General features: G+C 62.2%; 23 protein-coding genes. 16 read left to right on the top strand and 7 right to left on the bottom strand.

Going from position 1 to position 21,358, the window contains the following annotated elements:
• Nucleotides 1-56 precede the first annotated feature (56 nt).
• Nucleotides 57-1,004 carry an NAD(P)-dependent alcohol dehydrogenase gene (locus D0N36_RS05925; protein ID WP_116940489.1) on the top strand — a complete coding sequence of 316 codons (948 nt, stop codon included), beginning with the start codon at nt 57-59 and terminating at the stop codon, nt 1,002-1,004.
• A 64-nt stretch (nt 1,005-1,068) separates the two neighbouring features.
• Here D0N36_RS05925 and D0N36_RS05920 read toward each other — a convergent pair whose 3' ends face one another.
• Nucleotides 1,069-1,509 (bottom strand): EamA family transporter, encoded by a 441-nt coding sequence (locus D0N36_RS05920; RefSeq protein WP_116940488.1) that lies wholly within the window; start codon nt 1,507-1,509, stop codon nt 1,069-1,071.
• Nucleotides 1,510-1,722: 213 nt separating this feature from the next.
• On the opposite strand from D0N36_RS05920, the gene D0N36_RS05915 reads away from it, so the two are divergent.
• The 7 genes from D0N36_RS05915 (at nt 1,723) to D0N36_RS05885 (ending at nt 10,069) form a co-directional block, all read left to right on the top strand.
• Entirely contained in the window at nt 1,723-2,541 is an 819-nt protein-coding gene (locus D0N36_RS05915) for an SDR family oxidoreductase (protein ID WP_116940487.1), read from the top strand.
• A 193-nt stretch (nt 2,542-2,734) separates the two neighbouring features.
• A complete protein-coding gene (locus tag D0N36_RS05910) occupies nt 2,735-5,398 on the top strand; it encodes an MGH1-like glycoside hydrolase domain-containing protein (protein ID WP_116940486.1) in 2,664 nt (887 codons plus the stop codon).
• A gap of 60 nt (nt 5,399-5,458) precedes the next feature.
• Nucleotides 5,459-6,073: a cyclase family protein gene (locus D0N36_RS05905; protein WP_116940485.1), complete on the top strand. Its 615-nt coding sequence runs from the start codon at nt 5,459-5,461 to the stop codon at nt 6,071-6,073.
• A 36-nt stretch (nt 6,074-6,109) separates the two neighbouring features.
• Nucleotides 6,110-7,153 carry an NADP(+)-dependent, decarboxylating phosphogluconate dehydrogenase gene (locus D0N36_RS05900; RefSeq protein ID WP_317191438.1) on the top strand — a complete coding sequence of 348 codons (1,044 nt, stop codon included), beginning with the start codon at nt 6,110-6,112 and terminating at the stop codon, nt 7,151-7,153.
• A gap of 234 nt (nt 7,154-7,387) precedes the next feature.
• Complete coding sequence (locus tag D0N36_RS05895; RefSeq protein ID WP_116940483.1) at nt 7,388-8,122, top strand: PD-(D/E)XK nuclease-like domain-containing protein; 735 nt, start codon at nt 7,388-7,390, stop codon at nt 8,120-8,122.
• 407 nt (nt 8,123-8,529) lie between these two features.
• On the top strand, nt 8,530-9,552 hold the full coding sequence (gene asnA / locus D0N36_RS05890) for an aspartate--ammonia ligase (protein ID WP_190242538.1): 1,023 nt from the start codon (nt 8,530-8,532) through the stop codon (nt 9,550-9,552).
• 166 nt (nt 9,553-9,718) lie between these two features.
• Nucleotides 9,719-10,069, top strand: coding sequence for a DUF3140 domain-containing protein (locus D0N36_RS05885; RefSeq protein ID WP_116940482.1), 351 nt, complete (start codon nt 9,719-9,721; stop codon nt 10,067-10,069).
• A gap of 224 nt (nt 10,070-10,293) precedes the next feature.
• Here the strand turns inward: D0N36_RS05885 and D0N36_RS05880 are convergent, their stop codons facing one another.
• Together D0N36_RS05880 and D0N36_RS05875 are read right to left on the bottom strand one after the other, a co-directional pair.
• Complete coding sequence (locus D0N36_RS05880) at nt 10,294-10,560, bottom strand: universal stress protein (RefSeq protein ID WP_190242537.1); 267 nt, start codon at nt 10,558-10,560, stop codon at nt 10,294-10,296.
• A gap of 35 nt (nt 10,561-10,595) precedes the next feature.
• Nucleotides 10,596-11,138 carry a universal stress protein gene (locus tag D0N36_RS05875; protein WP_116940480.1) on the bottom strand — a complete coding sequence of 181 codons (543 nt, stop codon included), beginning with the start codon at nt 11,136-11,138 and terminating at the stop codon, nt 10,596-10,598.
• Between the two features lie 194 nt (nt 11,139-11,332).
• On the opposite strand from D0N36_RS05875, the gene D0N36_RS05870 reads away from it, so the two are divergent.
• Nucleotides 11,333-11,701: an FAD-dependent oxidoreductase gene (locus D0N36_RS05870; protein ID WP_116940479.1), complete on the top strand. Its 369-nt coding sequence runs from the start codon at nt 11,333-11,335 to the stop codon at nt 11,699-11,701.
• Nucleotides 11,620-12,426 carry a flavin monoamine oxidase family protein gene (locus D0N36_RS05865; RefSeq protein ID WP_190242536.1) on the top strand — a complete coding sequence of 269 codons (807 nt, stop codon included), beginning with the start codon at nt 11,620-11,622 and terminating at the stop codon, nt 12,424-12,426. The genes D0N36_RS05870 and D0N36_RS05865 overlap by 82 nt, the downstream gene beginning before the upstream one ends.
• Nucleotides 12,427-12,435: 9 nt before the next feature.
• Here the strand turns inward: D0N36_RS05865 and D0N36_RS05860 are convergent, their stop codons facing one another.
• Nucleotides 12,436-12,882, bottom strand: a complete 447-nt coding sequence (locus tag D0N36_RS05860; RefSeq protein WP_147320767.1) for a hypothetical protein — start codon at nt 12,880-12,882, stop codon at nt 12,436-12,438.
• Between the two features lie 383 nt (nt 12,883-13,265).
• Here D0N36_RS05860 and D0N36_RS05855 point away from each other — a divergent pair, with 383 nt between their 5' ends.
• Complete coding sequence (locus D0N36_RS05855) at nt 13,266-14,870, top strand: protein adenylyltransferase SelO (RefSeq protein ID WP_116940476.1); 1,605 nt, start codon at nt 13,266-13,268, stop codon at nt 14,868-14,870.
• Between the two features lie 22 nt (nt 14,871-14,892).
• Here the strand turns inward: D0N36_RS05855 and D0N36_RS05850 are convergent, their stop codons facing one another.
• Nucleotides 14,893-15,291 (bottom strand): STAS/SEC14 domain-containing protein, encoded by a 399-nt coding sequence (locus D0N36_RS05850; RefSeq protein ID WP_116940475.1) that lies wholly within the window; start codon nt 15,289-15,291, stop codon nt 14,893-14,895.
• Nucleotides 15,292-15,330: 39 nt separating this feature from the next.
• On the opposite strand from D0N36_RS05850, the gene msrB reads away from it, so the two are divergent.
• The 4 genes from msrB to D0N36_RS05830 all read left to right on the top strand — a co-directional run bounded on the left by msrB (nt 15,331) and on the right by D0N36_RS05830 (nt 19,338).
• A complete protein-coding gene (msrB, locus tag D0N36_RS05845) occupies nt 15,331-15,804 on the top strand; it encodes a peptide-methionine (R)-S-oxide reductase MsrB (RefSeq protein WP_116940474.1) in 474 nt (157 codons plus the stop codon).
• A 127-nt stretch (nt 15,805-15,931) separates the two neighbouring features.
• Nucleotides 15,932-18,493, top strand: coding sequence for an excinuclease ABC subunit UvrA (locus D0N36_RS05840; RefSeq protein WP_116940473.1), 2,562 nt, complete (start codon nt 15,932-15,934; stop codon nt 18,491-18,493).
• Nucleotides 18,494-18,641: 148 nt separating this feature from the next.
• The gene (locus D0N36_RS05835) at nt 18,642-18,905 is read left to right on the top strand and encodes a hypothetical protein (protein WP_116940472.1); all 264 of its coding nucleotides are present in this window, start codon (nt 18,642-18,644) and stop codon (nt 18,903-18,905) included.
• Between the two features lie 163 nt (nt 18,906-19,068).
• The gene (locus D0N36_RS05830; RefSeq protein ID WP_116940471.1) at nt 19,069-19,338 is read left to right on the top strand and encodes a hypothetical protein; all 270 of its coding nucleotides are present in this window, start codon (nt 19,069-19,071) and stop codon (nt 19,336-19,338) included.
• A gap of 110 nt (nt 19,339-19,448) precedes the next feature.
• Here D0N36_RS05830 and purU read toward each other — a convergent pair whose 3' ends face one another.
• Nucleotides 19,449-20,282 carry a formyltetrahydrofolate deformylase gene (gene purU / locus D0N36_RS05825; protein ID WP_116940470.1) on the bottom strand — a complete coding sequence of 278 codons (834 nt, stop codon included), beginning with the start codon at nt 20,280-20,282 and terminating at the stop codon, nt 19,449-19,451.
• Nucleotides 20,283-20,318: 36 nt separating this feature from the next.
• Between purU and D0N36_RS05820 the strand changes: the two genes are divergently transcribed.
• Nucleotides 20,319-20,870 (top strand): SDR family oxidoreductase, encoded by a 552-nt coding sequence (locus D0N36_RS05820; RefSeq protein WP_458692962.1) that lies wholly within the window; start codon nt 20,319-20,321, stop codon nt 20,868-20,870.
• 234 nt (nt 20,871-21,104) lie between these two features.
• Here the strand turns inward: D0N36_RS05820 and D0N36_RS05815 are convergent, their stop codons facing one another.
• On the bottom strand, nt 21,105-21,338 hold the full coding sequence (locus D0N36_RS05815) for a hypothetical protein (protein ID WP_116940469.1): 234 nt from the start codon (nt 21,336-21,338) through the stop codon (nt 21,105-21,107).
• Between the last annotated feature and the right edge of the window lie 20 nt (nt 21,339-21,358).

Raw genomic sequence — 21,358 nt, 5'->3', positions numbered from 1 at the left:
TCTGCCGCTGCCTGACCAGCCAGTAACTCAGAACCAGAAAACTAACCGTGAAAGCAATGAAAGCCATCTATTTTAATGAATACGGCCCGGCCGATGTGCTGCGCTACGGCGACCAGCCCATCCCTACGCCCAAGCCCACTCAGCTACTGGTGCGGGTGCGGGCCAGCAGCATCAACCCCATCGACTGGAAGGTGCGCCGGGGCGACATCAAGCTGCTGACCGGGTTCAGCTTCCCGATGATTCCGGGTCGCGACGTGGCCGGCGAGGTGGCGGCCGTGGGCAGCCAAGTGGTGCGCTTTGCGGTCGGCGACCGGGTGTACGGCATGGCCGACGGCGGCACCGGCGGAGCCAACGCCGAATATGCCCTGCTGGCCGAGCCGGCCGCCGCTTTCATTCCGCAAAAGCTAAGCTTCGAGCAGGCGGGTGCCGTACCGCTGGCCGCCCTTACGGCCCTGCAGGCCCTGCGCGACCAGGGTAAACTGCTCTCCGGCGACCGGGTGCTCATCAATGGTGCTTCGGGTGGCGTGGGCGCGTTTGCCGTGCAGTTGGCCAAGGCCCTGGGGGCGGGCGAGGTAACCGGCACGGCCGGCGCCGAAAACCTGGAACTGGTCCGTAGCCTTGGCGCCGACCGCGCCCTCGATTACAAGGCGCACGATTTTACAAAGGAGTTGAGCCGATACGACCTGATTTTTGATGCAGCCGGCAAGTCGGGCTTTGTGGCCAGCCAGGCGGCTCTGCGCCGCAATGGCCGCTACGTAAGCACCGACCCGGAGCCCGTTACCGTGGTGAGCGGCAAGCTGGCGGCGCTACTGTCCGATAAATCATCGCACGTGCTGCTGGCCAACCCCAGCGGCCCCGATCTGGCCCTGATTTCGGCCTGGCTGCAGGCCGGCACGTTGCGCGTGGTCATCGATAAAACCTTCCCGCTCAGCGAGACGGCCGCCGCCCACCGCTACAACGAAGAGGGCAGTTCGAGCGGGAAAGTAGTTCTGACAGTGACTTAGTAACCCAGTGACGGAGTGAGTTGAGCCATTGTTGCGAGTAGCGTGGGGCAACGGCTCAGCTCACTCAGTCACTGCTTCCTTCTTCGCCCCCCGAAAAGGCAATAAGGATGGCCCCGCCGGCCATGAGCACGGCCCCGGCCACGAGTTGCCAGGTGACCTTTTCCTTGAGAAAAAACACGGCCAGCAGAATGGAAAAGACGAGCGAGATTTTGTCGAACGACGAGGTGCGGGAAGCCAGGCCGAGCTTGAGGGCCTGAAACGAGAACAGCGACGAGGCGCACGTAATGACGCCGGCCGCTATCAGAAACAGCCAAGTGCGCCGGTCGATTTCCTGCACCTGCCCCAGATGGCCCTGCCAGGCTACTACACTCCAGGCAACGCCAACAATCAGCACCGACTGCACTGCGAAGGCCAAACTGGACTCAATATTCTTGACGCCTATCTTGGAGAGGATAACGACAACAGCAGCCGACAGCGCGGCTAACAGCGAAAAAACTATCCACATAAAAGCAAGGCTGAGAGGGTGGAACGGATATACGGGCGTAATGGCCAGGCTGGCCGGCCACGAAACTGAAAAAATGAGTGAGTGAAATTGTTTGGCAGATAACTATTTGTCATACAGTGCTTCATTTTTAGCTCATGTAACCAAAGTACCTTGAAGGCAGTCTAGCCACTAGCTTCTTTCTTTCCTTTGCCCGGCTTTTCAACCCCCTGCTTTATGCCCGCTACCCCTTCCGCCAATCGACTTCAGAACCAGATTGCCCTGATTACGGGCGGCAGCTCCGGCATCGGGGCGGGCGTGGCCAAAGCCATGGCCGCCGAGGGCGCAACGGTTATCGTCAACTTCGCCCACAGTACCGATGAGGCGGCGGCCGTAGTCAAGGAAATTGCCGATGCCGGTGGTCAGGCCGTGTCGTTTCAGGCCGATGTGAGCAAGGAGGACGACGTGCTGCGCATGTTCGATTTCGTGCGCGAGAAATTCGGTACGCTGCACATATTGGTCAATAACTCGGGCATTCAGATGGATGCCAAGTTTGTGGACATGACGCTGGAGCAATGGCAGCGGGTGATTGACGTAAACCTGACGGGCCAGTTTCTGTGCGCCCGCGAAGCAGCCCGCGAGTTTCTGCGCCGCGGCCCGCAGCCGGAAATTTCGAGTGCGCTGGGCAAGATTATCTGCATGAGCTCGGTGCACGAGGTGATTCCGTGGGCCGGCCACGTGAACTATGCCACCAGCAAAGGCGGCATTATGCTGCTGATGAAAAGCATGGCGCAGGAGCTGGCCCCGGAAAAAATCCGCATCAACAGCATTGCGCCGGGCGCTATTGCCACGCCCATCAACCTCACGGCCCGCGACACGCCTGAGGAAGAAAAGTCGCTGCTCACCCTCATTCCCTACGGCCGCATCGGCCAGCCGCTCGATATTGGCAAGGTGGCCGTCTGGCTGGCCTCCGACGAGTCGGATTACGTGACGGGTACCAGTATTTTCGCCGATGGCGGCATGACGCTCTACCCCGGCTTTGCGGATAATGGGTGAGTTGACGTAGGAGCGGCCGTTGAACGGGAGTGTTGGAACGGTGACGTGGGAACGAGGTAGGGGCGCTTGTCCCCGCGCGCCGTTGAACGGCACGCCCGTTACTGGTTGTAACGATTCCGTTCCCGCGGCGGCGGGGGCAAGCCCCGCCCCTACACCGTTCTTTTATCCTTTCAACCCCCCAGAACCCCAGCGCATGAACCAGGAGCAGCAACGGCAGCAGGAACTGCGCGACGGGAAGGCCGAATGGCACCGCTTCGGTCCTTACGTGTCGGATAGGCAGTGGGGCACCGTGCGCGAAGACTACTCGGCCGATGGCCAGCCCTGGACCTATACCACCCACGATATGGCCCGCTCCTACGCTTACCGCTGGGGCGAGGAGGCCATCGGCGGCGTCAGCGACGATAAGCAGTTTTTGTGTCTGGCTCCCGCTTTCTGGAACGGGCAGGATGCTATTTTGAAGGAGCGGCTGTTTGGCTTGGCGGGCCCCGAAGGCAACCACGGTGAGGATGTGAAGGAGCTGTATTACTACCTCGACAACACGCCTACGCACTCTTACATGCGGATGCTCTACAAGTATCCGCAGCACGCTTTTCCGTACGACTGGCTGGTAACCGAAAACGCCCGCCGCGGCCGCGACAAACCTGAGTTCGACCTGATTGACACGCTGGTTTTCAAGGAGAACCGCTACTTCGACATCTTCCTCGAATACGCCAAAGCCGGCCCCGACGACCTGCTGCTGCAGATTACGGTGCATAACCGCGGCGACCAGTCGGCTCCGTTGCATGTGCTGCCCCAGCTGTGGCTGCGCAACACCTGGGCCTGGGGCAACGAGCACTACAAACCCGAGCTGCGGGCTCCCGAATCGGGCTCGATAGCTATTGACCATGCCAGCCTGCCTGCCCTCGAACTGTACTACGAGCAGGCCGACGACCAGCCGGCCGAGCTGCTGTTCTGCGACAACGAAACCAACGCCCGGCGGCTCTTCGACTCACAAAACCCCACCGCCTACTGCAAAGACGGCATCAACGACTACGTGGTACACGGCCGGATGAAGGCCGTAAATCCGGCCCGCCGGGGCAATAAGGCGGCTGTGCACTACCAGCTGCAGGTGCCCGCCGGTGGTAGCCGCACCATACGGCTGCGGCTGGCCACCTGCGGCCTCGATAAGCCTTTCGCCGATTTTGCTCAAATACTCGAACTGCGCCAGCAGGAGGCCGACGCTTACTACCACGACCTGCAGCATGGCATAGAAAGCGCCGATGCCCGCAATGTGCAGCGCCAAGCGCTGGCCGGCATGCTCTGGAGCAAGCAGTTTTATTACTACGATGTGGCCCAATGGCTGCGCGGCGACCCGGCTATGCCCGAGCCGCCCGCCAGCCGCCTGCACGGACGCAACCACAACTGGAAACAGCTCAACAACGCCGACATCATCTCGATGCCCGATAAGTGGGAGTATCCATGGTATGCGGCCTGGGACCTGGCGTTCCACTGCCTGCCGCTGGCGATGGTGGATGCCGATTTCGCCAAAAACCAACTCCGGCTGCTGTGCCGCGACTGGTACATGGCGCCCAACGGCCAGCTGCCGGCCTACGAGTGGAAGCTCGACGATGTGAACCCGCCAGTGCACGCTTACGCCACCTGGCGGGTGTACAAAATCGACCAGAAGCAGCGCGGCGGCCAGGGCGACACGGCGTTTCTGGAAAGCGTATTCCACCGGCTGCTACTCAACTTCACGTGGTGGGTGAACCGCAAAGACAGTGACAACCGCAACGTATTCGAGGGCGGCTTTCTGGGCCTCGACAACATTGGCGTGTTCGACCGTAGCGCCCCGCTGCCTACCGGCGGCTACATCGAGCAGGCCGACGGCACGGCCTGGATGGCCATGTTTGCGCTCAACATGATGCGTATTGCCCTGGAGTTGTCGCGCACCAACCCCGTGTACCAGGACCTGGCCAGCAAGTTTTTCGAGCACTTCCTGTACATCGCCCAAGCCATGACCCGCGTGTCGGATGAAAGCATTGACATGTGGGACGAAGAGGACGAGTTCTACTACGACGTGCTGAATACGCCCGACAGCGGCCGCTTTCCGTTGCGGGTGCGCTCCATGGTGGGCCTCATTCCGTTGTTTGCCGTGGAGGTGCTCGATACGGCTACCCTGCAGGATGTGCCCTGGTTTGTAAGCCGGCTGAACTGGTTTCTGGATAACCGCCCCGAGCTGGCCGCCCTGGTAAGCCGCTGGCAGGAACCGGGCAAGGGCCAGCGCCACCTGCTGAGTTTGCTGCGCGGCCACCGCATGAAGCTGCTGCTGCGCCGCATGCTCGATGAGGCCGAGTTCCTCTCCGAGCACGGCGTGCGTAGCCTCTCGCGCTACCACCTGCAGCACCCGTTCGTGTTCGAGCACGAAAGCGACATAAACGCAACGGTCAGCTATGAGCCGGCCGAGTCTACCACGTCGTTGTTCGGGGGCAACAGCAACTGGCGCGGACCCGTCTGGCTGCCTACCAACTTCATGATTGTGGAGTCGTTGCAGCGGTTTTACCACTATTACGGCCCCGAGTTCAAGGTGGAATACCCCACGGGCTCGGGTACGTACTGCACGATTCTCGAAATCTCGCAGGCCCTGTCCGACCGGCTTATCAAGCTGTTTTTGCGCGATGAAAACGGCCAGCGGGCCTGCTTCGGCCCCAACCAGCAGATGCAGACCGACCCCCATTTCCGCGACCACCTGCTCTTTCACGAGTACTTCAACGGCGACACCGGCGAGGGCCTCGGCGCTACCCACCAAACCGGCTGGACCGGCCTCGTGGCCAAGCTAATTCAGCCCCACACCGATGAAATGCCGGGGATGCCAAAGTGAAACGGGCCGTCAGCGCGGCTCCTTCAACACGGTTTATCCCCGATCCTAAATCCCTGAACTATGGAATGGCTCGACTTTACGACCCCCATCACCGACGGCATGGCCTACTGGCCCGACAACGCGCCGGTGCGCATCCGGCGCACCCTGAGCATGGCCGATGGCGCGGCTGCCAACGTGTCGGAGGTGAGCATGAGTGTGCATACGGGCACGCACGTAGATGCGCCGCTGCACTTTCTGGCCGACGGCTCCGACGCGGCCAGCCTCGACTTGAGCCAGCTGATGGGGCCGGCGCTGCTGGTGGCCGTGGATTCGGAAAAGTTTATTGCACTGGCCGACGTGGAGCACCTGAAGCTGGAAAAGCGTAGCCGGGTGCTGTTCAAAACCCGCAACTCCGCCCGCAACTGGTCAACAGAGCCTTTCAACCCCGACTTTGTGCGCCTTGGCGCCGAAGCTGCCGTCTGGCTGCGCGACAAAGGGGTGGTGTGCGTGGGCGTCGATTACCTCTCGGTCGGTAACGCCGACACCCACCATATTCTGCTTGGCTCGGGCATCAGCGTAATCGAGGGCCTGGCCCTACAGCACGCGCAGCCCGGCGAGTACGAGCTGCTGTGCCTTCCGCTGAAAATAAAAGGCACTGACGGTGCCCCCGCCCGCGTACTGGCCCGTAAGCTGTAGAAACAGAAAGAGTGAGGGCGTCATTCGGAGCGAAACATGATGCTCAACTTACTACCCTCGTTACGTATCCGTCCTGTTCGCTCATTCAGTCAATCTCACCGCATGAAAAAGACGCAAATAGGAATTATTGGTCTGGGTAAGATGGGAGCGGGCCTGGCCCGGCAGGTCGTTGAGAAAGGCTACCCCGTAGTGGGCATGGATATCCGGCCCCGGCCCGACCTTGAAACCGATAACCTGCGCGTAGTGAGTACCGTGGCCGAACTGGCGCAGCAGTTGGAGCGCCCGCGCAAAGTGTTCCTTTACATCCCGGCCGGTGCGGCCGTCGATGGCCTGATTGACCAGCTGGAGCCATATTTTGAGGAAGGCGACATCATCGTGGACGGGGGCAACTCCTACTGGGGCGACTCTATTCGCCGCGCCGACCGGCTCCAGCGCAAGGGCATTTATTTTATCGATTGTGGCACCAGCGGCGGCCCCACCGGTGCCCGCAACGGCGCCTGCTACATGGTGGGCGGCGAGGAGGCGGCCGTGAGCCAGCTTCGGGAGTTTTTCGTGGATACCGCTGTGCCCGAGGGCTTCCTGCACACCGGCCCGGCCGGCACGGGCCACTACGTGAAGCTGGTGCACAACGGCATCGAGTTTGGTATGCTGCAGGCTATTGGCGAGGGGATGGGCATGCTCACGCACTTCCGCGAGGAACTCGACATCAGCGCCATTCTGGGCCTGTGGAACAACGGCTCGGTGGTGCGCTCGTGGCTGGTGCAGCTCATGAAGCAGATGTACGACCAGGAAGGCGGCAGCTTCGATGTGCCCAGCTACATCGAGGACACCGGCGAAGTGAACTGGCTGGTGGCCGATGCCCTGCGCATGGAAGTGCCCATTCCGGTCATTTCACAGTCAATTATGCAGCTTTTCGCTTCCCGCGACCAAAACCCCACCTGGGCCAAGGCTATTGCCATGATGCGACATGGCTTTGGCGGCCACCCCTACGGCGAAGATGAAGGCCTGAAGCACGAACGGCGCTTTGGCCGTGTGGGCGAGTACGAAATGCCGAAATTTGCGAAAGGGGAGGAGGGGTGAGGTAATCGGGTGATGAGGACTGTCATTCTGAGCGGAGCCGGAGGCGAAGGCGAAGAATCTCTACTGCTTCGTTGATTCTTCATTCCAAAGAAATCGGGGCGGGCAGGCAGCGAAGCGGTGGAGACTCTTCGACTGCGCTCTGCTCAGAATGACCGTCCCTGTCACATCATCACTTCATCACCTCATCTCCCTATCCAAAGCCAACTATCCTTCCGATTCTGCTGTTCTTCTTCTGTGACTGACCCAACTGCTACTCCGCTGCCCGCCCGCCCCGATTTACTGCGCGTCCCCTACGATGACTACCGTGCCCTGCCGGCCATTGCCAACTCCGACCTCTCGCGCCTGCGCGACGCCCTTAATGGCCGTCCGCCGCGGCCCCATAGCAGCGTAGGCGGGGCGCTGGGCCTGGGCACGGCCTTCCACACGGCCTTGCTCGAACCCGACCTTTACGAGTCGGGCCAGCCCGGCATCAACGACACGCTCATCTGGTGGATGGTGGAAGGCGTGCAGCTTGACCCCGAGGTGAAGGTGCTGCTTGAAGTAGGCACGCCCGAGCCCAGCTGCATCTTCACCGAGCCTGTCACGGGCACGCTCTGCAAGCTGCGCGCCGATTTGGTCATCGACCACCCTGGCCACCCCTACACCGTCGTTGATTTCAAAACCACGATGGCCCGCGACTACAACCACTTCGTGGAGCAGTGTACCTACTACGATTACGACCGGCAGGCCGCTTTTTATGCCGATGCACTGCAGGCCGAACGGTTTTTGCTGGTAGGAGTCCAGAAAACGGAGCCCTTCAAGGTGTTCGTGTATGCCGTGCCCCCGCTGATGCGTTCGGAGGGCCGGGCCAAGTACCTGCGCCTGTTGTACCTGCTGCACCCCGAAGCGCCCGTGCCGCTGTCAGTGCTGCCGGCCGTGCGCGGTGTGCGCCACGCGCTGAGCGGCGGGCTGGATGATGAACCCGCGTAGCAGCCAGTAGAGTAGGATAAATAAAAATAAACGTATAAAAACTTGCGAATATTATAGTAACTAACTATACTTGTGAACTCCTAAATAAACGGAGTATTCAAATGCGCCACTTCCGCAATATCCGCCAGAATAATAACTCGAATAATAATCTTATTCGGGACTGGAAGGCTATTGTTCCCTGGGAAAAATAAAAATCAGAAATTGATTTTTTTCTCAAGCCTTCCTCTCCGGAAGGCTTTTTTTTGTGCCTCTGCAGCAGAAAAGGCCCTGTATTGGGTAGTTGCTGAACCGGGGCTGAAGTTTATTTAATAGAATAAAAAGCAAAAAAATGCTCCGCTTGGAGCAGGGGAATCTGTGTGCCCTTTTGAAAATAAAAACTCTCTCAAACCCTTTAAAAAAACAGCGCCATGACTACCGCCGAAATGACCACTACCGACCTGCTCGAAACCGAAGAGGCGATTAGCCTGGTGAAAAGCGTATTTGCCCGCGAACTGGCCCGCCGCCTGCGCCTGAGCTGTGTTTCGGCCCCCATCGCCGTACTCGACGGCACCGGCATCAACGACGACCTGAACGGCGTGGAGCGGCCGGTGGCCTTCCTGATAAAGGCCTTGGCCGAGCGCCGGGCTGTAGTAGTACATTCGCTGGCCAAGTGGAAGCGGCTGCGGCTGCGCGAGCTGGGCATAGCGGCCGGCCGCGGCCTGCTCACTGATATGCGGGCCCTGCGCCCCGACGAGGACTACTCGCCCATCCATTCCATCTACGTCGACCAGTGGGACTGGGAGCAGCACATAGCGGCCGAACAACGGACGCCGGAGTTCCTGCGTGCCACCGTGGAGCATATTTATGAGGCGCTGCGGGCCACCGAGACCGAAGTGGCCGCCCGGTACCCCGATATTATGCCGGTGCTGCCCGGCCGCATCACCTTCCTGCACGCCGAAGATCTGCTGCGTCAGTATCCCGAGCTCACGCCCAAAGAGCGCGAGCACGAGGCCGCCCGGCAGTACGGCGCCGTGTTTCTGATGGGCATTGGGGGGGCACTCAGCCACGGGGAGGCCCACGACGGCCGCGCCCCCGACTACGACGACTGGAGTACCGAAACCGCCCCCGGCTACCAGGGTCTCAACGGCGACCTGCTGGTGTGGCACCCGGTGCTGCAAACGGCCCTCGAACTGTCGTCGATGGGCATTCGGGTAGACAAGCTGGCGTTGCGGCGGCAGCTGGCGCTGCGCGGCTGCGAGCAGCGCCAGGAGCTGGATTTCCATGGCCGGCTGCTGCGCGATGAGCTACCTGAGAGCATTGGGGGCGGTATTGGCCAGAGCCGGGTGTGCATGTTCATGCTGCGTAAAGGCCACATTGGCGAGGTGCAGGTGAGCATCTGGCCCGAGGAAGTGCGCCGCGAGCTGGCCGACATGGGCGTGACGCTGCTGTAAGAGGCGCGCGGAAGTTGCCTATGCGAAAGGGTGGAGAAGCAAGGCTGACGGCCAACGCTTCTCTACCCTTTCGCGTGGGGCCGGCCGCAACCGGCATTACGGGTGTTTCGTTGGAGGAAAGTGGCACGTTTGTGGTCCGCCTTCCTTCATCTGAACCTAACTGCTTATGGCCGCCAACGACCACGACTCCGACGATATCTATTCCGAATTCAAAAGCGACGTGAACATGACGGCGGCCGAGCTGGAAAAGTGGCTGAAAACCGACGAGTCGAAGTCGGTGGGCCAGGACAGCGGCGACGGCAGCAGCATCGGCCACCATTCGGGCGAGAAAATCGTGCGGATTCTGCACAAGAAAAAGGCCGACCTCACTGCCGACGACCGTGCCCACATGCACAAAGTCCACAGCTACATCAGCCGCCACCTCGCCCAGGGTGGCCCCGACGATAAAGGCGAAACCGAAACCTCGCCCTGGCGCTACTCCCTCATGAACTGGGGCCACGACCCGCTGAAAAAGTAGCAAACCCAAGCGACGCCATGCGTCTATGAGCACGCTGTAGGGGCGGGGCTTGTCCCCGCCCGCCGTTGCAACGAGATTTGCAGGGCCTCAAATATTCGCTCAGCGCATCGTTCTGACGGCGGGCGGGGACAAGCCCCGCCTCTACAGCGCCCTCCATAACTTGAGTTAGCTATCTGCCTTCTGCATAAGGCAGCAAATCAGCCAATGAGGTGTTCTGCCAGCGGCTACACGTGTACTGTAAGCACAGGTGGGGCGGCGTGCAGGGCAACCGATTCGGATATGCTGCCCTGCAGCAGGTGGCTGAGCGCAGAGCGGCCGTGGGTTAGCATCACCACAAGGTCGGCGTGGGCCTGCTCGGCGAAGCGCGGGATGCCGGTGCTGACCCGGGGGGCATCGAACACGTCGGGCTCGTAGTGACTGAACTGGTGGCGCCTGGCAAACGCGTGGATGGCCTCCAGCGCCTTTACATGGTGGCCGGCGCTTGGTACCACATCAAGTAGGTGCAGTATAGCATCCGGGAAAAGGGCTAACAGCTGCTGCAGCGCGGGTACTGCCTGGTCGCCTCGGCCGAGAAGTCGGAGGCAAACACCAAGTGGCGCACATCGAAATTGTTTACCGGATGCTTCACTGTGAGCACCGGGCAGGGGGCTTCGCGCATGATCTGCTCGGTGTGTGAGCTAAGGAAAAAACGGGTCCAGGAAGTGTTTTCGTGCGCCCCCAGCACTACCAGATCAATGTTCCGCTCGCGGATGGTTTCCGGAATGGCTGTCTCGGGCTCGTCGGTGAGCACCAGCTCGTGTACCGGCACGCCGGGAGCCAGCTCCTGGGCCTGCGCCATCAGCTCGTGCATGCGGCGCTTGATGGCCTGCAGGCTTTTGAGAACGTACACGTCGTTGAGGCCATGGCTGCCTACCAGGCCGCCGGTGGTGGAAATATTCGAGTCGGCGGGAGGCACAAAGCAGTGCAGCAGCAGCAGGTGCCCCCCACTGCGTTGCGCCAGTTGCAGCGCCGCCTCAAAGGCATACCGGGATTCGGGGGAGAAATCGGTAGGGACCAGAATGTTTTTCATGGTGCGGCGGTGAAAGGTGGGAGAAATCTGCCGATAACCAGCAGCAGGAGAGTGTCTTAATATATAGATAAAAGAATCTATTTGCAAGTGCCGACGCCCTGCAAACCCTGCCGGTGTTGGGTCGGTACCACCCTGAAACGGCCGATTGACCGCGGTGCCCGTTACTTTGCAGCCCGACGCCTGTTAGGGAGCCTATGACAGATTCTTTTTCGGTTATCGTACTGGGGGCCGGGCTTTCGGGCCTGGTGGCAGCGCGGCGGCTGGTAGCGGCCGGTCGCACCGTGCGGGTGCTGGAGGCCCGCAACCGGGTGGGTGGCCGCACCCACGCCGTGCCCGCCCACCAAAACGCCGACTTCGCCGACCTGGGCGCCACCTGGGGCTGGAGCCATCAGCCGCAGCTATTGGCTCTGGCGCGGGAGCTGCACATTGCGCCGTTCGAGCAGTTCAGCGCCGGAGCCACCGCCTACGAAACGGGCGCGCAGTGCATCGGCTGCCCCACCCGTCGGGCTCGGCGGGATATCTGCGGTTTTCGGGCGGCGCGGCGGCGCTGGCCCAGGGGGTAGCGGCGGCGCTGCCAGCCGGCACCGTGCAGCTCAACACCAATGCCACCGGGCTGCGGCAACTGCCCGATGGGGTAGAGGTAACGACGGAAGAAAACGGGCAGCCACGCACCTATCGGGCCGATGCTGTAGTAGTGGCGCTGCCGCCGCGCCTGGCCGCTCACAGCCTGCGGTTTGAGCCCGCGCTGCCCGCCGCCGTGCAGGCCGCCCAGCAGCAGATGCCCACCTGGATGAGCCACTCCATGAAAAGCCTGGTGACTTATGAAACGCCGTTCTGGCGCGGCCAGGGCTGGTCGGGTTTCGCCGTGAGCCAGCAGGGGCCCCTGACGGAAATGCACGATGCCAGCCCGCCAGAGGGTGGGCCGGGCGTGCTGTTCGGGTTCTTCGCCGGGCCGCACCCGCTACGTAGCGCTTCGCTTGCCGTCCGCGAGGCCGCCGTAGTGGCCCAGCTGGTGCGGGTGTTCGGGCCGGCCGCTGCCCACCCGCTGGCCTACCAGGAACTCGACTGGACCCGCGAACCGTATACCAGCACCCCCGCCGACGAAGCCCCGCCGCTATCCGTGCCGTTGCAGGGCCCGCCGGAGCTGCGCGCCCCGCTCTGGCAGGCCCGCCTCATCTGGGCCGGGGCCGAAACCGCCAGCAGCGAGTGGGGCCGCCTCGACGGGGCCGTGGAAGCCGGCGAACGGGCGGCCACGCAAGTGCTGGCCGGTGCCGGATCAAAGGCCTGACGGTAGGTATCAGCCGTTGACTCCGGGTTTGTTGGTTGGCAGCAGCTTAGCCCCGACATACAGCAGGCCCCGCCGGAGGTAGGCATGCAGCACCAGGCCCACCAGCCCCAATCCGGTGCCGATTATCATGGGCAGCACGGCCCCGAAGGTATAAGTCATGCCCAGCACGAAGCCGAGCAGGCACTCTGGCCGGTAAATCGGGACGAAAAAGGCAAATACAAACAAACCCAGCATCACATTACCCGCCATATCCGATTCGCCGGCCGTAAACAAAACGGATACTAACACCCCAAACAACAAAGCCCCAACGAACCCGTACAGGGCGCGCAGCAAGGCCTGAGTGGTTTCAGAGTACGAGCCAGCTTTGCCAAAAACTTGCTTTCGAATGCGGTAGAGCAGCAACCCGGTGAGCACCGGCAGCAACAACCCGCCCCACCAGTTTGATATTTCGGGCATATCCGCCCGAGCCAGGAATGATGGCTCGGCACGCCGCCGTGATAATGGCTCCAAGCCAGTAGCGCCCAGATAGCTACAGTTATGAGTACTGTGCCAGCAAGGGCAACCCTGGAAAAGCTATTTTCATTCATGCGTTCTGCTGGTGAGTGCTCGTAGTATCGTCCGCTTACGGGGTAAGCGGAGCTAATATAGATATATTAGAATACTTTCTCCTTTCACCGCTGCCAGCTTTTGATGCGCAAGAGGAAGCAGGCTCAACAGAAACGGCCCCAGCTGCAAGATGCAGCCGGGCTACGTTTTATAGATTAGCATTGCAGCAGACATGCTGCGACTTCGCTCAGCATGGCATCGGCTTTTGCCCGATAACCCTTAACCACGCCCTTATGAAACCACTTGAAACCGCCACATTTACCAATTCCTTCGTCGATGAGCTGGCCGGCGACCCTTCGCGGGAGAACGTGCCGCGGCAGGTGCCGGGCTACCACTATTCGCCCGTAGTGCCCACGCCGGTGGCAAGCCCGCGGCTGCTGGAATGGTCGGCGGAAATGGGGGCGGAGTTGGGCTTGGCGCGGCCGCCGGAGCAGGGCGCGGCCGTGGAGCTGCTGGCCGGCAATAGGGTGGCCGATTCGATGCGGCCCTACGCCGCCCGCTACGGCGGCCACCAGTTTGGCAACTGGGCCGGCCAACTCGGCGACGGGCGGGCCATTTCGCTGGGCGAGCTGCCCGGCCAGGACGGGCGGCGCTGGGAAATTCAGCTGAAAGGCGCCGGCCCCACGCCCTACTCGCGCCGCGCCGATGGCCGGGCGGTGCTGCGCTCCTCGGTGCGGGAGTTTCTGTGTTCCGAAGCCATGCACCACCTGGGCGTGCCCACCACCCGGGCGCTGAGCCTAGTGAGCACTGGCGACCAGGTGCTGCGCGACATGTTTTACGACGGCAACGCCCGCCCCGAACCGGGCGCCGTGGTGGCCCGGGTGGCGCCCTCATTCGTGCGCTTCGGCAACTTCCAGCTCTTGCTGGCCCACGAGGAAACTGACAACCTGCGCGCCCTGGCCGACTACGTGATTCGCCACCACTTCCCCGAATTGGGCCCGCCCTCGCCGGAAGTGTACGTGGCCTGGCTGACCGAAATCTGCCGGCGCACGGCCGAAATGGTGGCGCACTGGCAGACCGTGGGCTTCGTGCATGGCGTGCTGAACACCGACAACATGAGCATTCTGGGCCTGACCATCGACTACGGCCCCTACGGCTGGCTGGAGCCCTACGAGCCCGGCTGGACGCCCAATACCACCGACTTCACCAACTACCGCTACGCTTTCGGGCAGCAGCCCCAGGTGTGCCTCTGGAACCTGACGCAGCTGGCCCAGGCCCTCACGCCCCTCGTGCCCGACCCCGAGCTACTGCGCCCGGCCCTCAACCACTACGTGGCCACCTTCAACCGCAGCCACCATGTGCGCCTGCTGGCCAAGCTCGGCCTCACGGCTTCCACTGATGACGCCGCCGATAAGCAGCTCGTCGGGAGCCTGCTGCCAGCCATGGAAGCCGCCCAGGTGGACATGACGCTGTTCTACCGCCACCTCTCCCACCTTACGGCCCGCCTGCAAGCCGTCGACTCAACCGCCGAATCGGTAGAGGAGCTGGCAACGGAACTGCTGCAAGCCGTTTCGTACGCCGCACCAGAGTTTGAAGGAGCCGCGCCGTTGCGGGCCTGGCTGGGGCAGTATGCGCTCCGGCTGCGGCAGGAGCCGGGCACGCCCGAAGCCATTCGGGCCGGCATGCTGGCCGTGAACCCTAAATATGTGTTGCGCAACTACCTCGCTCAGCAGGCCATCGAGGCCGCCGAAACGGGCGACCTGGCCCCGCTGCACATCCTGCACGAAGTACTGAAACGGCCCTTCGACGAGCAGCCCGAACACGAGGCCCTGGCCGCCCGCCGCCCCGAGTGGGCCGCTACCAAGCCGGGCAGCGCCACGCTTTCGTGCAGTTCGTAGCCGCGGCCTTGCCGGGTGTCGTTTACTGCCGGCCCTGCTGCGCGAGCCAGGTATAGGCCGAAGCCACGTCGTCGAACAGCACGACGGTGGGCTCGGTTACGAAGTGCATAGCCGTTTCCATGCTCTTGCGCGCCGACCAGTTCGTAGCGCACACCCAGGCCACGTATTGCATCTGCAGCTCGGCCAGGCGCTGGTAGTATTCGCCCCCAACCCAGCGGGCGGCCGGTTCCCAGTCGCTGGTTACCTGGGTGTTGTCATTGAGCATTTTGTGGCAGGGCTGCTGGCGCAGGCAGGCCAGTACCTGCTCGCCCCCGCTGCGGGCGCTGGCCGCCGTATGCTTGCCGCGCCATTCCACGTAAAGGCACTGCTGAGCGGGGTCGTAGGAAACAGCCAGCGCCGGGGAATCATAGAGCACTTCCATGGCCGGGGTGATTCGTAGGGTATTTTCAGAGCTAAATGTATGAAAATTAAGGGTTTTGGTCTGCCGCTGTTGCGCTGGCGCGACGTGCTGACATACGCCCGCTACGGCAACCCTGAACCAACGTGCCGGCTAGTGCTGTCGGAATCTGACTGGGCCGCTAGGCTCACGCCGCTGCAGTTTCGGGTGTTGCGCGGGGCGGCTACCGAACCGGCCTACCGCAACGAGTTCTGCCGCAGCTACGCGCCGGGTTGCTATGGCTGTGCCGGTTGCGGGCAGCTGCTGTTCGCGGCCGAAACCAAGTACCACGCTATTTCCGGCTGGCCCAGCTTCACCCAGCCCGCCAGCCGGAATGCCCTGAGCTTCCAATTCGACGACAGCCACCAGATGCAGCGTGTGGAAGTACGCTGCAACGTCTGCGCCGGGCACTTGGGCAACGTATCGGCCGACGGACCTGCGCCGGCCGGGTTGCGGTTTTGCATCAATTCGGCGAGCTTGGTATTGGTGGGCGAGTAAGTGCGAACGGATTTCCCACAGAGTTTCGCGGAGGGTTGCGCAGAGCTGGTCCGTTGGGTAAAACCTTTCTGGTTCAGCAGAAGCGACGAATTCTGCGTACGAGTAGGTTCTACTTTACGCTGAATTTATGTCGGAATCAAAACCTGCTGAGCAACCTGCCGGCTTCGTGCGGGTGCGCGGGGCCCGGGAGCACAACCTGAAAAACGTGGACGTAGATGTGCCGCGCGATGCGCTGGTGGTGTTTACGGGCGTGTCGGGCTCGGGCAAGAGCAGCCTGGCGTTCGGCACCCTGTACGCCGAGGCCCAGCGCCGCTACCTCGAGTCGGTGTCGCCGTATGCGCGGCGGCTTTTTCATCAGATGGCGGTGCCCGAGGTGGATTCCATTGAGGGCCTGCCGCCGGCCGTGGCGTTGCAGCATCAGCGCGGCACGCCCACTACCCGCTCGTCGGTGGGCTCGGTTACCACGCTCTCCAACCTCGTGCGCATGCTCTACTCGCGGGCCGGCGACTACCCGGCGGGGCAGAGCATTATCTACGCCGAAGCCTTTTCGGCCAACACGCCCGAGGGCGCCTGCCCCACCTGCCACGGGCTGGGCCGCGTGTACGAAGTCACGGAGCAGAGCATGGTGCCCGACCCTACGCTCACCATCCGCGAGCGGGCCATTGCTGCCTGGCCCCAGGCCTGGGGTGGCCAGAACCAGCGCGACATCCTCGTGACGTTGGGCTACGACGTGGACACGCCCTGGCAGGATCTGCCCCAGAAGCAGCGCGACTGGATTCTGTTTACCGACGAGCAGCCGGTGGTGCCGGTGTACCCCGGCTACTCGCCCGAGCAAACCCAGCGGGCCGTCAAGCGGCGGGAGTCGCCCAACTACATGGGCACCTTCAGCAGCGCCCGGCGGCACGTGCTCTACACGTTCGGCAACACCCAGAGCGCCTCCATGAAGAAGCGGGTGCAGCAGTACATGCTGAGCACCGCCTGCCCCATCTGCCACGGCAAGCGCCTGCGCCGCGAGTCGCTGAGTGTCAGGTTCGCGGGCCTCGATATTGCCGATTTATCCGCCCTGCCGCTCAAGCAGGTGGCCGCTTTGCTGCAGCCCTACGAGGCCGGTACCGAAACCGGCCACGCCCAGCACGCGGCCCACGACCCGGCCCAGGTGGAAGCGGCTCGCCGCATTGCTGAAGACTTACGGGCCCGGCTGGCAGTGCTGCTCGATTTGGGGTTGGGCTATTTATCCCTGGAAAGAAGTACGCCCAGCCTTTCGCCGGGCGAGCTGCAACGGCTGCGGCTGGCCACCCAGCTCTATTCCAATCTGTTTGGGGTGGTGTATGTGCTCGATGAACCCTCGGCGGGCCTGCACCCGGCCGATACCGAAGCGTTGCTTACGGCCCTGGCCAGTTTGCGAAGCGCGGGCAACTCGCTGTTCGTAGTCGAGCACAACCTCGACGTAGTGCGCCGCGCCGACTGGCTCGTGGACGTGGGCCCCCAGGCCGGCGAGCAGGGCGGCGAAATCCTGTACAGCGGCCCGCCCGAAGGCTTAAAGCAAGTGGAGGAATCCCAGACGCGCCGCTTTCTATTCCCGCAAGAAGACCAAAAAACCGCTGCAACCATGCCCCGCGAGCCGGCCGGCTGGCTGGAGCTGGCCGGCATCACGCGCCACAACCTGCACGAGTTGACCGTGCGCTTTCCGCTAAGCGTGCTCACGACCGTAACGGGCGTGTCGGGCTCGGGCAAATCGAGTCTGGTAAGTCAATTGCTGAAGCTGGAAGTGAAAAGCCCGCGCGAAAAGGCCCCGGTGGAGGACGAGCCGGAAACGGCCGACGAGCTGCTGGCGGCCGAAGGCGACGACCGCGACGAGGGGAATGGGGCGCTGACGTTCAGCTTCTCGCCCGAAGCCGCTCCACTAACGCGGCTGGTGCAGGTGGACCAGAAGCCCATCGGCCGGACGCCGCGCTCCAACATGGCCACCTATACCGGCCTGTTCGACCACGTGCGGCGGCTGTTTGCGGCCACGCCCGAGGCCCGCAAGCGGCGCTACGATGCCGGCCAGTTCTCCTTCAACGTGAAAAAAGGCCGCTGCCCCAACTGCCAGGGCGAAGGCTTCGTGATGGTGGAGCTGCTGTTTCTGCCCAGCGTGTACGCGCCCTGCCCGGTGTGCCACGGCACCCGCTACAACGATAAAACCCTCGAAATTGAGTACCAGGGCCAGAATATCGCTCAGGTGCTGGGCATGACCGTGGACGCGGCCAGCGAATTTTTCGCCGATGAACCGCCGGTGCACCGGGCCCTGACGGTGCTGCGCGAAGTGGGCCTCGGCTACCTGCGCCTGGGTCAGCCGGCCACCGAGCTGAGCGGGGGCGAGGCCCAGCGCATCAAGCTGGCCACCGAGCTGCAGCGCCCCGCCCGCGGCCACACGCTTTACGTGCTTGATGAGCCCACCACTGGCCTGCACCCCGCCGACGTGGAGCGGCTGCTCGTGCAGCTGCAGGCGCTGGTAACGGCCGGCAACACCGTAGTGGTAGTCGAGCACGACATGCGCGTGGTAGCCGCCTCCGACTGGGTGATTGACATGGGCCCCGGCGCCGGCGACGAGGGCGGCCAGGTAGTGGCCGAAGGCTCGGTAGCCACAGTAGCGAAAGCGAAGGCTAGCAAAACGGCCCCGTACCTGCGGCGGTTTATGAATTACTGAGGAGCTTGAAGGCCGAAGTTGGCTGGAAAATGACGACCTTCCGCAGCTTTGATGACTCGGGCGTGGCTGTTTATGGCCCGTGCGCACTGCGGTAGTGGCTTAGCGCCCGGCCGTCCGGCCCCGCGTCCTGTTTCTGGGCTTTCTCTCCATGGATTCTTCCTACCAACCCCCAGCCGAACTGCTGGCAAAATTTGGCTTCCGCAGCAACTCCTCGCCGGCCGGGCAGGTCCGCTACAGCCGTCCCAGCGAAGTCGGCCAGGAAACCGTGGTGCTCTACGCCGATGGCGAAATGACGCTGCTCGAAGCCGTGAACGGCCAGATGCTCTACTGCTTCCAAGGCCGGGTGGCTTCCGAAGCTGAGCTGCGGGTGCTGCTGCGCCAGGTAAACTGGCCGGCCGAGGTATCCGGCTGATGGCAGCCACCGGTTGTTAGCAACAGAAAATTGTTATGCGGAGCGCCGCTGAAATTTTGCTCCTGCTTTGTTACCAACCGGAACGGTGCATGCTTTTTACCGGCTGGATTAAAGCCGACCGACGCCCTATTTCGCTTTCATTCTCTCAATTCTCGCCCTTACAATGGACCAGGACCTGCAACTCAGCTTAGCCAACAACGCCAAGGAATGGCTGGCGCTTTCGCTTTCCATCTCGTCGGCCGAAAAGCTGGCTTTCGACAAGATTCACGACGGCTTTTTTACTATGTACGGGGCCGATTTTATGACCCACGTGTACCGCGTAACGTTCGAGCAGGCCTTGCAGCAGCTGCCGGAATTGGAGCGCGACAAGTTGCTACTGTCGTTTAAGGCGGCCATGGATAAGGCCATTGACGAGCACTACTCGCGGATGTAAGCCGGGCTGGTGCTCTTTATGGGCATGAGCGGCGGCGGCTAGGTAACCCAAGTTGCGAAGTAGCCTGCTGGCACCCTACGCTGTGCTTCGCAACCTGGAGTAGCTGTAGCTTATTCGAACACGATGGTTTTGTTGCGGTGGACGCACACCTGCTCGCGGCAGACCAGGGTGAGGGCGCGGGCCAGGGTGAGCTTTTCGACGTCGCGGCCGGCCTGGGCCATGTCGCGGGCGCTCTGGGTGTGGTCGGTGGGGATAACGCTTTGGGCGATGATGGGGCCCTGGTCGAGCTGGTCGGTAACGAAGTGGGCGGTGGCGCCGATGCTTTTCACGCCCCGCTCGTAGGCCTGGGCGTAGGGGCTGGCCCCGATGAAGGCCGGCAGAAAGCTATGGTGAATGTTGATGAGGTGGCCGCTGAAGTGGGCCACGAACTCGGGCGACAGGATGCGCATGTAGCGGGCCAGCACCACGTACTCGGGTTCATAATGCTGAATCTGAGCCAATACAGCGGCCTCGTGGGCTTCGCGGCTCAGACCCTCGGCGCTGATGTGGTGGTAGGGCACATCGAGGCGCTCGGTGATGGTGCGCAGGTTGTCGTGGTTGCTGATGACGCCCAATATTTCGGCGTGCAGCTGCCCGAAAAAGTGCCGCACCAGCAATTCGGAGAGGCAATGATGCTCGCGGGTGGCCAGCAGTACCACCCGGCGCGGCCGGTCGTCGCGGAGGCGAATGACGGCCGTGGGCGGCAGCGCGGCCTGCAGGTCGCGGGTGAGGGCGGCCGGGTCGCAGTCGCCATCGAACTCGGTGCGCATGAAGAAGTGGCTGTCGTAGGGCTCCACGAACTCGCCGTTGCGCAGGATGTTGAGGCCGTGGCGGAAGAGTACTTCGGAAGTGCGGAAGACGAGGCCGGGCTCGTCGGGGCAGTCAATCAGCAGGTAGTGAATCATGGGGAACCCGGAACAGCGGGGCCGCAAGATTAGGCATTGCCGGGCAGATTCTGCTGGTATACCGGCCGCGCCGGTTGCGGCCCTGCCGCCAGCCCCGTAGCTGTATGGCGGCCGCAGAACCACCGCCCCGCCGCCGCTGGCGAAATGGGCAACGGCGGCAGCGCTAAGCCCCTCCAGGACCCGGCCACGAAATATGCCAGCCCGCCGTTCAAAAAACAGGAAACGCCCTGGCCGGACTCCTACATCATCGGCACCACCTCGGAGCAGGCCAACGACCCCTCGGCCAACCTCTATGACTACGCCCAGACCAAGGCGGCCACGACCAACTACGTGCGCTCCTTAGCCAAGCAACTCGCCCCGAAAGGAATCAGGGTGAACGGTGTGGCCCCCGGCCCCATCTGGACGCCCCTGCAAACCAGCGGCGGCGCCACCCAGGAAGAAGTGGAGAAGTTCGGAGCCAAAACCCCCATGGGCCGGCCCGGCCAGCCGGCCGAACTGGCGGGTATCTACGTGCTGCTCGCCGACCCTAACGCGAGCTACGCTACCGGCCAGGTGTACGGCTCGATGGGCGGCAACGGCACGCCGTAACTCTATGTCGTTACGTTCTGGCGTTTCGCCTCACCCCCCGGCCCCCTCTCCGAAAGAGGAGAGGGGGAGCCTGACGATTTTCGGTAATGAGAAAGGCCCCGGCGCGTTTGCGGCGGGGCTTTTTGGGTAACGCGGTATCGGTTTACCGCTGGCGCGGCAGCAGCACAACCTCTGCGCTATGGCTGGTCATATGTTATGCTACGCTAAACTCGCACCGGATGCAGCGGTAAGGAGCTACTTAAATCTAGATAATATATAATCAGCTTCATATTCAAGTGCTTTAGTGTAAATGGCCGCTATTTTAATCTCAGGTTCTTCTTTTTGGTATATTCTTCTTGTAATAATGATAATGGTGTCTCTGCATACTTTGTTGAATACTTCCTTGAGCATTTCTATATTGAAAGAAGTTTCGGTTTGAAATATATCCATGTCTAAACTAGGGAAAATTTCTGTATCGATAAAAATCATTTTATATTTATAGACAGAAT

Source organism: Hymenobacter lapidiphilus (assembly GCF_003417065.2).
In the GTDB taxonomy this organism is placed as follows: Bacteria; Bacteroidota; Bacteroidia; order Cytophagales; family Hymenobacteraceae; genus Hymenobacter.
The sequence above is the reverse complement of the archived record's forward strand: the minus strand, read 5'-3'. Positions and strand labels throughout refer to the sequence as shown.

Bases quoted from the DNA above. Each gene is read 5' to 3' on its own strand.
- D0N36_RS05850 (WP_116940475.1), bottom strand. From the start codon at position 15,291: ATGGAAGTGCTCTATGATTCCCCGGCGCTGGCTGTTTCCTACGACCCC.
- D0N36_RS05910 (WP_116940486.1), top strand. From the start codon at position 2,735: ATGAACCAGGAGCAGCAACGGCAGCAGGAACTGCGCGACGGGAAGGCC.
- D0N36_RS05830 (WP_116940471.1), top strand. From the start codon at position 19,069: ATGGACCAGGACCTGCAACTCAGCTTAGCCAACAACGCCAAGGAATGG.
- D0N36_RS05900 (WP_317191438.1), top strand. From the start codon at position 6,110: ATGATGCTCAACTTACTACCCTCGTTACGTATCCGTCCTGTTCGCTCA.
- D0N36_RS05855 (WP_116940476.1), top strand. From the start codon at position 13,266: ATGAAACCACTTGAAACCGCCACATTTACCAATTCCTTCGTCGATGAG.
- D0N36_RS05840 (WP_116940473.1), top strand. From the start codon at position 15,932: ATGTCGGAATCAAAACCTGCTGAGCAACCTGCCGGCTTCGTGCGGGTG.
- D0N36_RS05860 (WP_147320767.1), bottom strand. From the start codon at position 12,882: ATGCCCGAAATATCAAACTGGTGGGGCGGGTTGTTGCTGCCGGTGCTC.
- msrB (WP_116940474.1), top strand. From the start codon at position 15,331: ATGAAAATTAAGGGTTTTGGTCTGCCGCTGTTGCGCTGGCGCGACGTG.
- D0N36_RS05875 (WP_116940480.1), bottom strand. From the start codon at position 11,138: ATGAAAAACATTCTGGTCCCTACCGATTTCTCCCCCGAATCCCGGTAT.
- D0N36_RS05920 (WP_116940488.1), bottom strand. From the start codon at position 1,509: ATGTGGATAGTTTTTTCGCTGTTAGCCGCGCTGTCGGCTGCTGTTGTC.
- asnA (WP_190242538.1), top strand. From the start codon at position 8,530: ATGACTACCGCCGAAATGACCACTACCGACCTGCTCGAAACCGAAGAG.
- D0N36_RS05870 (WP_116940479.1), top strand. From the start codon at position 11,333: ATGACAGATTCTTTTTCGGTTATCGTACTGGGGGCCGGGCTTTCGGGC.
- D0N36_RS05905 (WP_116940485.1), top strand. From the start codon at position 5,459: ATGGAATGGCTCGACTTTACGACCCCCATCACCGACGGCATGGCCTAC.
- D0N36_RS05835 (WP_116940472.1), top strand. From the start codon at position 18,642: ATGGATTCTTCCTACCAACCCCCAGCCGAACTGCTGGCAAAATTTGGC.
- D0N36_RS05915 (WP_116940487.1), top strand. From the start codon at position 1,723: ATGCCCGCTACCCCTTCCGCCAATCGACTTCAGAACCAGATTGCCCTG.
- D0N36_RS05815 (WP_116940469.1), bottom strand. From the start codon at position 21,338: ATGATTTTTATCGATACAGAAATTTTCCCTAGTTTAGACATGGATATA.
- D0N36_RS05925 (WP_116940489.1), top strand. From the start codon at position 57: ATGAAAGCCATCTATTTTAATGAATACGGCCCGGCCGATGTGCTGCGC.
- D0N36_RS05885 (WP_116940482.1), top strand. From the start codon at position 9,719: ATGGCCGCCAACGACCACGACTCCGACGATATCTATTCCGAATTCAAA.
- purU (WP_116940470.1), bottom strand. From the start codon at position 20,282: ATGATTCACTACCTGCTGATTGACTGCCCCGACGAGCCCGGCCTCGTC.